Source organism: Oceanispirochaeta sp. M1 (assembly GCF_003346715.1).
Lineage (GTDB): Bacteria > Spirochaetota > Spirochaetia > DSM-2461 > DSM-2461 > Oceanispirochaeta.
In genome coordinates, this window is sequence record NZ_QQPQ01000006.1 from 115,026 (window position 1) to 130,349 (window position 15,324).

Consider the following 15,324-nt stretch of genomic DNA (forward strand, 5'->3'; position numbering starts at 1 on the left):
TTTATTGGATTCTCAAATCAGAGTGTACGGATAGTTACTTTCCCATATCATTTATGTTAAACTTTCTCTTCATTTTATTCCTTTTATATCTCAGGAGACATTAATGGCAAACCCATTGGAAAATATACGGGTACTCGATTTCGGACAGTATGTGGCAGGGCCGGCGGCGGCAGCCATTCTGGCAGATCAGGGGGCTGAGGTCATTAGAATCGACCCTCCCGGAGGCCCCCGATGGGACTCTCCCGCCATGGACAGCCTGAACAGGCGGAAAAAGAGTATCGTTCTGGACCTGAAAAATGCTGAGGATCTGGCAATCGCCGGAGACCTCATTGCTACATCAGATGTGCTTATCGAAAATTTCAGGCCGGGAGTGATGGATCGCCTTCATCTGGGAGCCCGGGAGGCTCATAATATAAATCCTCGTCTCATCTACTCTTCTCTGCCGGGTTTTGCCAGGCATGATAAAGAGAGGGCTCATCTCCAGGCCTGGGAGGGGATTATCGCGGCGGCCAGCGGTCAGTTTACCGATATGGGTCTAAACCGAGTCCTCATGGGGGTTAATCCCTCCTTCTCACCCTTGACTCTGGCATCAGCCTATGCGGCCCTCCTGGCCGCAACTTCAATTTCGGCAGCCCTGCTGGCCCGGGAAGAGAGCGGTCATGGTGACTGGATTGAGGTTCCTATTGCCGCGGCACTTATGGAAGGGCTTGTTTTTAACTCCATGTATATTGAAGATTGTCCCGAGAGGTATCTCTCCCTGAGGGAACATGAAATAAAACGAAGGGGAACGGCAGGGCAGCCTCTGGACATGTCCTATGATGAAATCCAGGAGTATATGGACCCCTTCTACCGATCTTACTTCTGTAAAGACGGCCGTCCTATCTATCTTGTGGCAACCTGTCATGTCAGCCACTGTCATAAGACTCTGAAAGCCATGGGTTTGTATGAAGAAATGAGAGAGGCGGGACTGACGGAACTGGATGACTGGTATCTGCCTATAAGCCGGTGGCCTGCAGGGGTGGAGAGCCCTCTGGGACTCTATCCCCTGAATAAGAAGTGGAGCGATATTGTTTCAAAAAGGATGAAGGAGATCTTCCTCGAAAAAACCAGTTTTGAATGGGAAGCCTTTTTGAGTAAGGCAGGAGTGCCGATTTCTGTTCACAGAAAAACACAGGAGTGGATGAACAGCGAACATCCTTACTCTGTGGGTGTTATCCATGAAGTGAATGATCCTATCCATGGCTTAAAGCGTCAGGCAGGTCCCGTGGCCTGGCTGAGCAGCTCTGCAGATCTGGCAGGAACTCCTTCTCCGGCACCTCCTCTGGACGGAGATCGTGAACAGATATTAGCTTCTCTTCAGGAAAAATCAGAGAAGAACAGAAAGGAAGAAAAAAAGGCCGGAACAGTCTCTTTTACAGATGACAGATGCTGGCTCCAGGGAGTAAAGGTTCTTGATATGACAAATGTCATAGCCGGACCTGTGGCGGGTCATACTCTGGCCCGTTTTGGGGCTGATGTGATCAAACTGGATCCCATTAAACCCACATTTGATCCCTGGAACTCCATTATCATCGGATTTCAGGTTCTCCAGGGCAAAAAAAGCATCCTCGCCGACATCAGGAATGAGGACGGAAAGGTTCTTCTCCACAGACTCTTACAATGGGCCGATGTGATTACCTTTAACGGTATAGACAGGCAGCTGAAATCCCTGGGAATAGATCCAGATTCCCTTAAGGCTGTCAATCCCCAGCTCATTCTACTTCAGCTGGACTGCTGGGGAGGGCCAAAAGAGGGGCCTCGCAGTGGAGACCTGGGTTACGATGATCTGGTTCAGGCCTCAACGGGGATAATGTCCCGTTTCGGAGGGTCTATCCAGTCTCCCGAGGAACATGCACACCTGGGAACCATCGATGTTCTCACAGGCTTTGCAGGGGCTTTTGCCGTCACAACAGCCCTCTATAAAAGAAAAAAGACGGGAGTTGCAGATGTGGCAAGAACATCTCTCATCGCCTGCGGCCAACTCCTGCAGGCACCCTTCTGCTATGATTATGAGGGAAGGGCACCCTTTGATGAGCCCGGTGGTCCCGAGGCCAAAGGGGATGGACCGTTCTACCGCTGTTATCAGGCATCAGATGGGTGGTTTTTTCTGGCAGCCCCTGGTAAGACAGCCCGGGATCTTGAGGATATAGAAGGATTAAAAGGCTGTGGTGATCTGGCAGGAAATAAGCTGGAACAATTTCTTGAATCCTGTTTTGCCGGTAAGGGCATGGACCACTGGATAAAAAGATTTACATCTGCAGATATGGGGGCCGCCGCTCTTGAGTCTCTGTCTCTGCTGCGTGAGAAGAACGGCAGCGATTATGATACTGAATCCAATAACAGCTGGACGAGGGAGTCCACTTTTCAGTTTACAAGTCATAAAAATCATCCCAGTGGTCACAGGATAGATATTTTCTCTCCCTGTTCCATACGTCCTCAATATGCCAGCCTGCTTACCCCCACACCGGCCGAAAAGATCGGGACAAAGACCAGGACTGTTTTAAAGGATTTAGGTTATTCCCCGGAAGAGACTCAAAGGCTCTTTGAAGAGGGAGTGGTCTCTGAGAGCTGGAGTGATCAGTATCTTCCGGATTAATTATTATATAGCGACATATAGCGACATAAAAACAGGAGATTATTGCAGTGAGTGATTCCAAGGTACTTTTCCAGGCTCAGATGATAGGAAATGTCAGGCTTAAAAACCGCATCGCCATGGCCCCCATGGGGGTTGAGTATATGACAGAACCCGATGGAACACTCAACCGGCGTGTGGTGGATTATTATCTGGAGAGAGCCCGTGGTGGTGTGGGTATGCTTATCTGCTCTGTTTTCAAGGTGGAGAACCGGGTGGAACAACTGGAGGACAGTACTCCCATGATTCAGGAAGCCTCCCTGAACTACCTGGGAGAACTCTGTGATGCCGCTCATAGTTTGGGATGCAAAGTTTTTGTCCAGCTCAGTGCCGGATTTGGTCGGGTTACATCTCCCTCTGTCCTCAGGGGACCCTGCCGATCACCCTCCGAAAATACCAACTTCTGGGATACTTCTATTCTCTGCAAACCCCTGTCTGTCGAAGAAATCGGAGAAATCGTCAAGGCCATGGGGGAGAGTGCCCGCCTGCTGGCACTGGCCGGAGTCGATGGCATCGAACTTCATGGTCATGAGGGATATCTCCTGGATGAGTTTTCCTCTTCTCTCTGGAACAAACGGAAAGACCACTATGGGGGATCTTTAGACAACAGATTGCGATTTCCCATAGAGTGTCTTCAGGAGATACGGAAAAACAGCGGAGACAGTCTGGCCGTTATTTACCGTTTCGGACTCAAGCATTACTTGAAGAGTCCTGATCAGGGTGCCCTCCCTGGTGAAAAATATGAAGAAGTCGGACGGGATATTGAAGAGGGGCGACAGATGGCTCAAAAACTGGAAGAAGCCGGATTTGATGCCCTTCATGTAGATGCAGGCTGTTATGAGAGTCACTACTGGCCCCATCCTCCCATCTATCAAAAACATGGCTGTATGGTGGACATGGCAAAGAGGACCAAAGAGGTGGTCTCCATTCCTGTGATTGCTGTAGGACGCCTGGATGATGCTGAGATTGCTCAAAAGACTGTTGAAGAGGGCTGTGCAGATATCGTTGCCATAGGCCGGGGACTCCTGGCGGATCCCCTCTGGGCCAATAAGCTCAAGTACGGTGACCCTGGGGATATCAAACCCTGTATCGGCTGTTATGAAGGCTGTTTTGAGGCCTATTCCCGCTTTAAGAGTATCTCCTGCGCCGTCAATCCAGCCTCTGGAAGGGAGAGTGCCTACCGGCTGCAGCGTGCAGACATAGCTAAGAATGTCATGGTCATCGGCGGTGGTGTGGCCGGGATGGAAGCCGCCAGAGTCGCTGCCCTCAGGGGACACCGGGTGACTCTTTATGAAAAAACTGATGTCCTGGGAGGCATTGCCCGTCAGGCTGCGGTACCGGATTTTAAAAATGACCTTGTTCGCCTCTTAAGCTGGTATAAACGGGAGCTGGAGCAGATGGGTATCGCCATTAAGATGGAAAGCATTGTCAATGCAGAGACTCCGGGGCATGAAAAAGCCGATGTGATTCTTATGGCCACAGGGGCCTCTCCTATTATTCCGGGCATCAGGGGAGCAGAGGGAGAGTCTGTGTGTACGGTTGTGGATCTTTTAAAATCTAAAAGAGTTCCGGGAAAACGAACCATAATCATCGGGGGAGGGCTCACAGGTTGTGAGGCGGCCCTCTGGTTGAATAACATGGGAAAAGAGGCCGTTCTGGTAGAGATGTGCCCGCAGCTCATGACAGGAGGGGCCAAGGTCCCCTTTCAGGTGAGACGGATGACCCTGGACCTCATAGCCCGGTCGGAGGTCGAAGTTCTAACGGGAACTAAGGTCAGTCAAATCACAGCAGAAGGTGTCCATGTAGTCTGCCCTGATGGGAGCATCACAGAGATTCAGGGGGATAGGGTAGCCTTTTCTATAGGTATGAGAGCCAATTCCGACCTATTTGATGAGCTGGAGAAATCAGGGATTCCCACTTACAGGATAGGAGACTGCAGAGCCCCCAAAAACATCATGAATGCCATCTGGGATGCCTATGAGCTTACCCGGTTTATTTAAGACTTGGCAAAACATGAATAAATCAGGGGAAGTCCAGTCTCATCTTTTTTATGAGCCTTTAGGTCTCGTTCAGCTCAGGACTAGTGGCCTTAGATAAACGCTGATTGAACAGTAGCAATATAGGCACAATGATTAATAGAATTGCAATCAGCATGCCAAAGTTGATAACACCTACCAATGAACCTATAACCTGACAACTCTATAAGGCTCCATACAAGCTATTAGAATAGTTAAGCTGGGTCTAAAAGAGGAGAAGGATAATAATTATAAAAATGGGCCCCAATAGGGTCATAAGCAGTAAACGACCACCTCTTCTGGGGGGGCGTTTACTTTGAAAGATAGTTTCTAAATCTGTGATGATCTTTCCGAATAAACAGCACTGGCCCATGGGAGATATATCTAAAAGGGTTCCCATGGCAACTTAATGGCGCCGGAATAATCTGGACAAACTGCCGGAAGATAAGAATGCGGAGATCATTACCTACTGTAAAAAATCATTGCGGGGGTATGAGGCAGCCTGCTGCAAGAGGAATCTGACGGATTCAACAGGCAGGGTTAAACCGGTTGTTAAACCGGTCATTTAATCCTGCCTGCTATTATGTATAACCTCTTTCAACATCCTCTGCAGAAAGGACTATGGGATAAACTCCCGGTCCGCTTGTCAGTAGAGGTTGAGTTTCATACTGCATAATTGCCAGTTCTGTTGCTGTCATGGATTTTTGAATGGCAAGACCGAGAATATTGATCATCTCCACTGTAGATTTCCCCCCGATTCTCTGGGCACCCAGGATAACACCGCTCTCTGTTGAAAAAACAGCTTTTATGCGGATTGCTGATGCATCACTGATTTTACTGGGATGACGGTCAAAACCTTCACTGAAACCTACTGTAATATCAAAATCTTCCATTCCGGCCTGCTGTTCCGTGAGTCCGGCGGCACCCATGGAAATATCGTTTAATGAGGAAGAGAATATGGCACACTGCCTTCTGCTGCCACAGTAGATGCCAGCATCAGACGGGAGGGCTTTCGGGAAAAGAAATCCTTATGTTCAATACAATCACCCACAGCAAAAATATCAGCTTTGGATGTTCTCATATATTCATCAGTCCAGATTCCTCCGGTTGATCCCAGAAGCAGCCCGGACTCCTTGGCCAGCCTGGTATTAGGCCTATATCCAATGGAAAGGACAACTTAATCTGCCGGGATCGTTGAACCGTCTGCAAGTTCAATATGCGAAACCTTTCCATCCTTGCCGGCAATACGTGAAACCATGGCAGATTTCTGAACGTTAACACCGTGGTCTACCAGTTTTTCTTCTATTATTCCGACCATCTCTCGATCAAAGGCCAGAGGCAGAATGGAGTCCATTTCTTCAATCAGTGTCACATTGCCTGCTATGCCTACCAATTCATCACAGACTTCCACTCCGATAAAACCAGCTCCGATAATAACCAGATTATCCGCGGATCGTATATCTTCCCTTAAACTTTTCAATGTCGAACCTGCTTCGAGAAGATCTCCTTTTCTGATATCCACCTCTCCCTCTGCGATTCTGTTTAACAGATATGCTCTGGCCATATTTCTCTCATAGGTTTCCATGCTCATGAAAACCATGTCGCCGTATCCATTCTTGGTTACAAAGATAGGTTCATCCTTCTCATGACAGATAGGCGTTGCGTTTGATTGAACCGTGTTTGGTAAAATCCCCACAAGGGTAGTGTGCGTTTCGCGGAACAGAAGAACTTACAGGTTTATAGTAACAATAAAGGAAAAAAAGAGTCCCGGTTAAGAAATCCTAACCGGGACTCAAAAAGTGCTTTTACACTACTATTTAATTTGCAGGAACAAAATCGGGAACAGTACCGGAGGCACAAACCTGACCGGAGATGTATCCGTGAGAAACGGCATCGGGGATGGCGTTAGAGCCGAGACGGTTGGTACCGTGAACTCCACCAACTACTTCACCGGCAGCGTACAGACCGGGAATAACATTACCCCAGATATCCTGTACTTCTGTCTTGGGAGTAATGGCCACACCACCCATGGTGTGGTGGACTGAAGGCCACTGAGGAATGGCGTAGAAGGGTCCCTGATCAATGGTCATCATGACACCCTTGTCGATTACTTTACCGAAGTCAGGATCAGAACCGTTTTTCACATATCCGTTGTGGATACGAATGGTTTCAACAAGATCCTTGCCATCCATGTTGATGGTTTCTCCCTGGTAGGTTCTTTCGTTGATCATGGCAGCAAGTTCTTCCAGAGTATCAGCCTTGTAGATACGATCATTCTTGATGCCGTTAGCCAGCTGAGAAGGGGCGATAAATCCGCCGAACTTCACGATCTTCTCATCAAAAATGGAGAAAGTACTGAATCCCTGAGTGTCCTGAGCAGCCTTGGAACATACATCCCTTCGTTCGCCTTCGTTGACGTAACGTTTTCCGTAACGGTCAACATAGACGATACCAGAGCTGGGACCGCTGAAGGGGATAACCGCATAGGCATCTAAGCCACCGGTATTGGGGTTGGCAAAGGGATAGAGCTGTATGTAGCTCATGTGCAGGGTATTGGCTCCCACTTCCTGAGCCATTTGGATACCTTCTCCGGTGGCACCAACGTGATTAGTGGTGGGGAGTGCATCGGTAAGAGCAGGAACATGCTTGGAACGCATTTCAATATTCCCGGCAAAACCTCCGGTGGTAATGATAAGACCTTTTTTAGCCTCAATGTTTTTAATACCATCTTCGGTTTCTACACGAATACCCACGACCCGGCATTCACCTTTGGTGTCACGGTAGATCTCAGTCATCTTGGTCCTAACCATAACGGTTGCACCGGACTCCTTGACCATCTTCACCTGGACCTTAACTATATCACGGCCTACGCCGTTGATGGTGGTATAGGTTCTGTAACCGTAGTGACCACCGGGGCGGGTCAGGGTTTCACGAACCTTAAGACCGTTGTCCAGAAGAAGGTTGAAGTAGAAGGGACCACCGTATACAAAGTTTTTTACAAGCTTTATATCACTCTGGTAGTCTCCACCCATCATTACGTCTTCGATATGCTTTTCTGCAGTATCGGGGACGAGGTTGAGTTCTTTCTGAAGATCAGCCGCAATATTGCTGGTATAGGAAGCGTAAACACCACCATTGATCTGTGAATTTCCACCAACAAAGGGCATCTTTTCAATCAAGAGTGTATCGGCACCACTGTTTTGAGCACTGTGGGTTGCCGCAAGACCTGCAAAACCTCCACCAACAACAACAACATCATAGCTCATATCCCATTTTTTAGGAATGCTGGGAGAACCAAGAACGGGTCGGTCGGAAGTGGCAGAAGCCGTGTCTGCTTCAACATTCATGAACTCAGCAACCTTTCCGCCTGCTTCTTCAATTGCTGCTGATACCGCTGACAAAATACCCTTACTGGTGTAAGTCGCACCAGAGATGGTATCTACGGCAACGCTCTGTGCCTCTACGATCTTTGAGGGCATCTTTTCCAGGGCAACATCAGAAACACCGTCAGTTTCTGCGTGCTTTATGATTTTTACATCTTTAATTGCATTTTCTGTCAAGGTAACTTCAACAACCAAACCTTCGTGAATACCTTTTACTGTTTCAGTATAGACACCGGCTTTCATGGGGCTGATAACCGCTTGAGCGGATTTTACTTCCGATGAAGATTGACCACATGCAATGAGAGTAAAAGCTGATACCACTGCAAGCAACAAAAACTTAATTTTTTTTGTTTTCATTTTTTTTCCTTACTATTATTTAATATTTTAATTGTTGGAATGGACAAAATTAATTTAAAGGCTCCAACAAGAATTTCAAATGATAAATTTTCCAAAAAGAGAGTAACCAGATTAAATATATTAGTCAATATGTTTTTATCGATAAAAACATTTCCATATTGTTAATGTATTGTATAGTAAGGATATAAGGGGTTATTGTGAAAGAGTATCTATGCTGTAATCTATAAAGCTCCCAAAATGTTCGACAGGTCATGAATAAGATTTTATTTCATGTACTTACAACAATTTAGGAGTACAGAATGCATGGTTTCAGATAAACAAGTGAAAGAGTTAAGAACTATGGTTAACAGCGGAAAATCAGTTTATATTGCGGCAGTGAAAACGGGAATGTGTACAAACACAGCAAAAAAGTATTTAGAGTCCTCAAACCCCACCGAGTCAGATGAAAAAGGTCCATACATGGCGGACAAGGAATGATTCCTTTGAACAGGTTTGGGATGAATTGGAAGGAAAGACACTCTTTGAATATTTACAGGGACAATATTCCGGAAAATTTCAAGATGGCCACAGTATCAGTACGAAGCACAGTTTTCCCGGCTGGCTCTGGAGGTATTTACAGCAACTTCTTCAATCCAGGAGGCTTTATTCTGCATAAATCCGAAGTATTTCAAGTCCCAGAGAGTTGTTTTTTCCGTGTACTGGGCTTCTGCTTCTTGCTGTGTGTGGGGTCGGGCTTTCCAGCACTCCACTGTTGTTTCGGCCGCCTCAGATGCCCCCTGGGCAGTCTCCGGCGTCTGCTTCGCATGCTTTCAATCCCTCTTTAGATTCGTGTGTATTGATCTTTCCAAAGCAATGGGATGAGTTTTTATCCAACTTAAATTTGTTAAGATCTTGGCTCAAATGATAGCCATCAAGGGTAGGGGAACCTGTTTTTAGCCATGAAAACAGTTCTAAAACTGGATGGTTTAGCTGTAGAATTATATAAACTTTAGCGCTCACTTAAACTCCCCCCTTTATATTTGTCCATTAATGAAGTATCTATTAGTAAATATATTTGAAATAGTATTTTTGCTACATATTTCTTCAACTAAATCTGTTGATTCCATCCAAATTCTGAGTATTGTGTCCTTTTAACTGAATCAATTCCAATATATAATAGTAAACATATATTAAATGTGTATACACAAATAATATTGGAGGTGAATATGTCTGAACAGAAGGTATTGCCCTGGTACCAGTCACCAATTGAGAAACAACTGTTCAAGGAATTGACAAAAAGAAGTGATCTAAAAGCTTTAGCTCAGCTCGTACCTCATCTACTTTTGACTATCGCCCTTGGAACCATCAGTTATAGAGCGTTTCATACGCTTCCTCTGTATCTCAGTATTCCAATATATTATGTCTTTACTAATGTCTATAATTTTCTCGGTCTAAGTTCAGGCATTCATGAGATGAGCCATGGTACAGTTTTCAAGACAAAGGCACTGAACCTTTTCTTTATGAATGTCGTCTCTTTTCTTACCTGGTCTGATTATGTTTTCTACAGGACCAGTCATTATTTTACACATAGAACTTTTATAAGTTATTTAAGAAGAGCCTTTGGCATCATCAGGGGTGAATGGGAAGAGATGATTTTTCCTGAAGATTCTGTAGACAAAAGGAAGGAACTGATTCGTTGGAATCGTATTTTGGTGATTGGTCATCTTTTGATTGCATCCCTTATCGTCCTATCGGGAAATTATCTGTTATTGCTATTCATTACATACCCCATTGCATCCAGCAGTATTCTCAGCTATCTGGTGACAAAGACACAACATACGGGATTACAGGCGGATATTGCAGATTCGAGAAAATGCTGCAGATCCGTTAAACTGAATCCACTGTATGAATTCCTATACTGAATATGAATTATCACATTGAACATCATATGTATGCAGCGGTGCCTTTTTATAATCTGAAAAAGCTGAGCAGGGCATTGGAAGAGGACATGCCTAAAAGAGGGAATCTTCTAAAAAGCTATCAGGATATCATCCGGATTCAAAAACGTCAGCTGTATGAGCCGGACTATTATTTCGATGCGCCCTGTCCTGATTAGGATAATAATGGTGGTTTTTGGACATATGTCCTCGGCAGAGATGGGTTCAACAAGGTATATTCATCGTAGAAAAGTATATTGCTTATGAGAAAGAGGTAGCTATGGAATCGACAATACAGGATGTTCTGTCCATCGTAAAGAGTCCGAATATGACAGTTCAGCAGAAACTTATCGGTCTTGGCAATACAAGTGAAAGACTGTTTTCCCCAATTGAGCTACTTGGATATACAGAAGAAGAGATGAGCTATCTGAACAATCAGATGATCTGTGACCTGAATGAAGGTTATGCTCTCTACAGACCGAGATATATTGTACCGGATTATGGTGTGTTTATCGAAAAGGGCTGTGAATTTCTTGAGATTGACCCTCCAAAGGATCTGGATGAATGCCTCGATGGCTTATTGATTCTCTATACTCATGTCCCATCCATAACGTCATTTCCAGTATTCATCGGTCATCTGGATCGTCTGATGGAACCCTTCATGAGAGATGAAACTGAAGACTATGTGAAGATTAAAAGATTTCTGAATCATATAGACAAGACCATCACAGATTCATTCTGCCATGCAGATATCGGTCCCTATGAAACTACTGCAGGAAAATTAATCCTGAAGGCTGTCATGGAACTGAAGAATCCCACTCCTAATATGACCATTCGTTATGACAAAGATAAAACATCAAGAAGCTTTGCTGAACTGGCTGCAAAATCATGTCTTCTTGTATCTAAGCCCTCATTTTCCAATGATGTTTCTTATAACAAAGATGTGGGTGACCATGCGCTGTGCAGCTGCTACAATGCTCTACCTTTTGCCGGTGGCGCCTATACATTATTACGCTTACGTCTTGGCACAATAGCAAGAGCCGCAGCTTCCCTGGAAGTCTTGTTGAAAGAACTGCTTCCTGAAGTTGCTGGTCATATGCTCTCCATGATGGACAAAAGAATCAAATTCATTGTGGAAGAATCCAATTTCTTTGAATCAAGCTTCCTTCAGGAAGAAGGCTTCATCGACAAAGATAACTTTACAGCTATGTTTGCTATCATTGGCCTGGCAGATGCTGTCAATGCCATGCTCATAGCCGAAGGTCTTGATGAGACATTCGGTCAGTCAGCCCGTGGGGATATCATCGGTCATCAGATCATGCAGCTGCTTGAAAAATTAGTGAACAGCCATAAAGGTCAGTATGTTGAAAGAACAGGCGGTCATTACCTGCTTCATGCTCAAGTTGGTGCAGCTCTTCATGAAGAGGATACTATGAACACACCTGCTCACAGAGTAAAAGTCGGTCAGGAACCTATATTGATTGACCATCTTAAACATTCAGCGCCATTCCATCAGTATTTTCCTTCCGGAACGGGAGACCTTTTTGCCTTTGACCAGACTTATGTCGATCATCCTGACGCAGTTGTGGACATCATTGATGGTGCCTTTTCCAGCGGCTACAGATATATCACTACGTATATGAAAAATACTGACCTAATTCGTGTTACAGGGTACCTGGTGAAAAAGAGTGAAGTAGAAAAACTCCGTAAGAATCAAGTTGTTCTCAGAGATACAACAGTTTTCGGTATGGGGACAGATGACAATAATCAGGTCTTTGACAGAAAATTAAGGCAATAATATGCTGACTCTACCTGTACACCGAATCATCCCATTTTCTAATGTGGAAGGGATCGGTAACCGGACCAGTATCTTTGTTCAGGGATGTAATGCAAACTGTCTGTACTGTCATAATTCAGAGACCATACCCATGACCGCAGAAGGTATCCGTAACTATACAGTGCAGGAACTGCTTGATCTCATCAAGGGAAACATGCCTTTTATCAGGGGCATCACTGTTTCCGGTGGAGAAGCGACCATCTACCATGAATTTCTCACGGAACTGTTCCGGGATGTTCATAAGCTTGGTCTCACTTGTTATGTGGATACCAATGGTTTTTTCGACAGGCAAAAGATACAATCTCTTATAGCAGAAACGGATAAATTCCTCTATGACGTCAAAGGAATCGGTGAAGGGCTTAAGAGACTGTGTTTTACAGATGTGCTGCTTAACAACGATCATCGGGCCAAAGGCTTTCAACAGAGATTCATTGAGACAGAAGAGCATATGCTGAACCTGGAACATCTATTGACTGAAGGCAGGATTGAAGAACTAAGACTCGTTCACATCAAAGGCCTTTATGATGAAAAAGCTGTTGTCAGAAGAATTGCCGAATCCCTGTCAGCATATTCAGAAATACCTCTTAAGCTGATCAGAATGCATGTAAGAGGACTGCCGAAAGAACGGATACAATTTCTAAAAGGTACAGTACCGAAGGTCAGTGAATTTGATGCCTTAGCAAAGTATGCCAAATCTATGGGCATCGCGAAAGTGCTTACCATAGGGTAGGGCTTCAGAGAATTGTGTCAGCCATATTACCATCTTTATTCCATCTCTTCATTGAGGGCTTCAAGAGATTCTGTATCAAGTAGTTTAATATGCGCCTTTGTACGTGAAATGATTTCCTCTTTTTCCAGTTCAGAAAGAACCCGTCTAAGATGCCTTGATGTGACAGCAAAGTAGTCGGCAACTTGATCCACATGTATATGAATATTTTTTGTCCCTTGTTTATCTGATTGGTCAAGTATGAATTTTGCCAGTCGGGTTTTCAGTGGAAACAGTAGAGACCGGGAAAATCTGGTAGATGTTCTTTTCATTAAACCGGCCATATTTTCACATATAAAACGGTAGAAATGAATATTGCTACCGAGCTGCCGGGTAATCAGGCTTACTGGAATGGCAAGATATTTGCATTGAGTCAGGGCAACAACATTGTGAAAATAGGGGCTTGATGAGAAATACTCCATGTCTCCCACCACATCCATGGGCAGAATATATTCCAGAAATACCTGAGTGCCTGATTCAGAAGAAGGGGCTACCTGCGCTTCACCCTCCAGAACTAAATAAAGGTATTTGACTTCTGATCCTTCTTCTATGAATCGTTCTCCTTCATCAAACTGATGTATCTGAAGGTGATTTTGCTCAGAGGTACCAAAAATATTTTCCAGATTAAGTGAGATGATGATTGCTTTGAGTTGTTCCTTGTCTGTGATGATTTTCATAATGCTCCTGCTAAAGTATAACAATTATAAACTCCCTTATTAAGAGCAATAATTATTTCCATTATGACAATTATATAATCCTTTTTTTTCATAACGATATATATGCCGCCCAAAACTTGATAAAAATATCCCCAACAATATGACTGAATGCCATAAATTAGATCTCTACCCCCCCAGAATGGTATTTTAAAATAAAAAATCTTTATTTCGAAAGAAAATTAAAGATGGCACAGTAATTGCAAAAGTATCAGCAATGTCATCAAGTTCTACTTTCGGAGGCGATTTTGCTAGATCTACTGATTAAAAACGGCACCTTGGTAACGATGAATCCCAAAAGGACCATTCAAAAAAATAACATATATATAAAAGACGGCATAATTGTAGGCATTGGTTGTGAGGATTTGCCGGCATCAAAAGTGATTGATGCAAAGAACAGCGTCGTTCTGCCGGGGTTTGTGAATTGCCATACACACCTCTATCAGGCTCTGATAGAGGGTATTGGGTATGATATGCATTTTGAACCATGGAATTGGCGGTTTCTATTTCCCATTGTATCCCAGATGTCACCTGATCATTCATACCGTAGTACACGATTGGCATCCCTGGAAATGATAAAGACCGGCACTACGACGATTTGTGATCATTGGTATATGCATACAGATTTTCAGAATATTAGAGAGGCCACAAAAGCATTGGATGAATCTGGTATACGGGCAAAAATGGTATACGGATTGTTAGATAAGACCTTCGCCGGAGAAGAGTTGGACGAAGATAAGATGACTATGATCCATTCAAGAGATGATCTGGTTATTGACTTCAGAGACTACTATAAGCAATGGCATAATAAGAAGAACACTACAGTGGCCATAGGGGCTGGATCTACCCAGGACGCTTCGGAAGAGTTGCTGATAGAGTCCAAGAAAATTGCCGACGAATTGAATATTCAAATGTGTACACATGTCGCTGGTTGGCAGGATATCCTGGCCTGCAGCTATAGCAGATATGGTATGAGAGATGTCGAGTTTACTCACTCAAGAGGAATAACAGGAGAAAATTCTGTATTCATTCATACTGTATGGCTTACACCAGAAGAGATCTCAATATTAGCCGATTCAAAGACAGGATCAGTGCACTGTCCGGTTGCGAATTCGCAGCTGGGATATGGTATCGCACCCGTTGCAGAAATGCTTCAATCTGGAGTGAAAGTCGGTCTCGGTACTGATGGAGCTGGTAGTTATACATACGACATGTTTGAGCTTATGCGAATGACTGCATATCTGCAAAAACAGAAACATCAGAGTGCTGATGTATTGACTGCGGAACAGGCTCTGGAGATGGCAACCATCAAGGGTGCAGAAGTACTTGGTATGGATGATCAAATAGGTTCAATTGAGGTTGGTAAAAAAGCCGATCTAATCATAGTTGATTTTCAGCAACCTCATTTACTCCTGAGTAACAGGATTGTAGCAAAACTTGTTTATAGCGCTCATGGCAGTGACGTCAAGACCACGATCATAGATGGAAAAGTCGTTATGGAACAGGGAGAGGTCAAGACCATAAATGAGTCAGAAGAGCTTGTCTTTGCACAGCAATCATTGGATGAACTTCTTGATAATGCGGGTGATGAGACAACTCGTCTGCTTAATGCCCCATGGGGTGCTAGACGACCCTATTGGAGATCTTAAACGACAAATAAAAAAGC

The 15,324-nt window shown here is 44.5% G+C and carries 12 protein-coding genes and 1 pseudogene; 8 read left to right on the top strand and 5 right to left on the bottom strand.

Annotated features, from left to right (window positions below; all coding sequences use genetic code 11):
- Nucleotides 1–103: 103 nt before the first annotated feature.
- Nucleotides 104–2,635, top strand: a complete 2,532-nt coding sequence (locus tag DV872_RS05625) for a CoA transferase (protein WP_114628875.1) — start codon at nucleotides 104–106, stop codon at nucleotides 2,633–2,635.
- Nucleotides 2,636–2,682: 47 nt separating this feature from the next.
- Nucleotides 2,683–4,671, top strand: coding sequence for an FAD-dependent oxidoreductase (locus DV872_RS05630; protein ID WP_114628876.1), 1,989 nt, complete (start codon nucleotides 2,683–2,685; stop codon nucleotides 4,669–4,671).
- 596 nt (nucleotides 4,672–5,267) lie between these two features.
- Here the strand turns inward: DV872_RS05630 and DV872_RS05635 are convergent.
- The 3 genes and pseudogenes from DV872_RS05635 to DV872_RS05650 form a co-directional block, all read right to left on the bottom strand.
- Nucleotides 5,268–5,615, bottom strand: coding sequence for a hypothetical protein (locus DV872_RS05635; protein WP_114628877.1), 348 nt, complete (start codon nucleotides 5,613–5,615; stop codon nucleotides 5,268–5,270).
- An 11-nt stretch (nucleotides 5,616–5,626) separates the two neighbouring features.
- A pseudogene (locus DV872_RS26930) lies at nucleotides 5,627–6,286 on the bottom strand (FAD/NAD(P)-binding oxidoreductase).
- Between the two features lie 217 nt (nucleotides 6,287–6,503).
- A complete protein-coding gene (locus tag DV872_RS05650; RefSeq protein ID WP_114628880.1) occupies nucleotides 6,504–8,426 on the bottom strand; it encodes a flavocytochrome c in 1,923 nt (640 codons plus the stop codon).
- Between the two features lie 303 nt (nucleotides 8,427–8,729).
- Here DV872_RS05650 and DV872_RS26490 point away from each other — a divergent pair, with 303 nt between their 5' ends.
- Nucleotides 8,730–8,903 carry a hypothetical protein gene (locus tag DV872_RS26490; RefSeq protein WP_158546845.1) on the top strand — a complete coding sequence of 58 codons (174 nt, stop codon included), beginning with the start codon at nucleotides 8,730–8,732 and terminating at the stop codon, nucleotides 8,901–8,903.
- Between the two features lie 95 nt (nucleotides 8,904–8,998).
- Here DV872_RS26490 and DV872_RS26495 read toward each other — a convergent pair whose 3' ends face one another.
- On the bottom strand, nucleotides 8,999–9,175 hold the full coding sequence (locus DV872_RS26495) for a hypothetical protein (protein WP_158546846.1): 177 nt from the start codon (nucleotides 9,173–9,175) through the stop codon (nucleotides 8,999–9,001).
- A gap of 456 nt (nucleotides 9,176–9,631) precedes the next feature.
- Here DV872_RS26495 and DV872_RS05660 point away from each other — a divergent pair, with 456 nt between their 5' ends.
- The 4 genes from DV872_RS05660 (at nucleotide 9,632) to DV872_RS05675 (ending at nucleotide 12,909) form a co-directional block, all read left to right on the top strand.
- Nucleotides 9,632–10,327 (top strand): hypothetical protein, encoded by a 696-nt coding sequence (locus DV872_RS05660; protein ID WP_114628882.1) that lies wholly within the window; start codon nucleotides 9,632–9,634, stop codon nucleotides 10,325–10,327.
- A gap of 2 nt (nucleotides 10,328–10,329) precedes the next feature.
- Complete coding sequence (locus DV872_RS05665; RefSeq protein ID WP_114628883.1) at nucleotides 10,330–10,521, top strand: fatty acid desaturase; 192 nt, start codon at nucleotides 10,330–10,332, stop codon at nucleotides 10,519–10,521.
- A gap of 101 nt (nucleotides 10,522–10,622) precedes the next feature.
- Nucleotides 10,623–12,140, top strand: coding sequence for a YjjI family glycine radical enzyme (locus tag DV872_RS05670; protein WP_114628884.1), 1,518 nt, complete (start codon nucleotides 10,623–10,625; stop codon nucleotides 12,138–12,140).
- Nucleotide 12,141: 1 nt separating this feature from the next.
- Nucleotides 12,142–12,909 (top strand): radical SAM protein, encoded by a 768-nt coding sequence (locus tag DV872_RS05675; protein WP_114628885.1) that lies wholly within the window; start codon nucleotides 12,142–12,144, stop codon nucleotides 12,907–12,909.
- Between the two features lie 35 nt (nucleotides 12,910–12,944).
- On the opposite strand, the gene DV872_RS05680 is transcribed toward DV872_RS05675, so the two are convergent.
- Entirely contained in the window at nucleotides 12,945–13,622 is a 678-nt protein-coding gene (locus DV872_RS05680; RefSeq protein ID WP_114628886.1) for a Crp/Fnr family transcriptional regulator, read from the bottom strand.
- Between the two features lie 284 nt (nucleotides 13,623–13,906).
- On the opposite strand from DV872_RS05680, the gene DV872_RS05685 reads away from it, so the two are divergent.
- Nucleotides 13,907–15,307, top strand: coding sequence for an amidohydrolase family protein (locus DV872_RS05685; RefSeq protein ID WP_114628887.1), 1,401 nt, complete (start codon nucleotides 13,907–13,909; stop codon nucleotides 15,305–15,307).
- Nucleotides 15,308–15,324 lie beyond the last annotated feature (17 nt).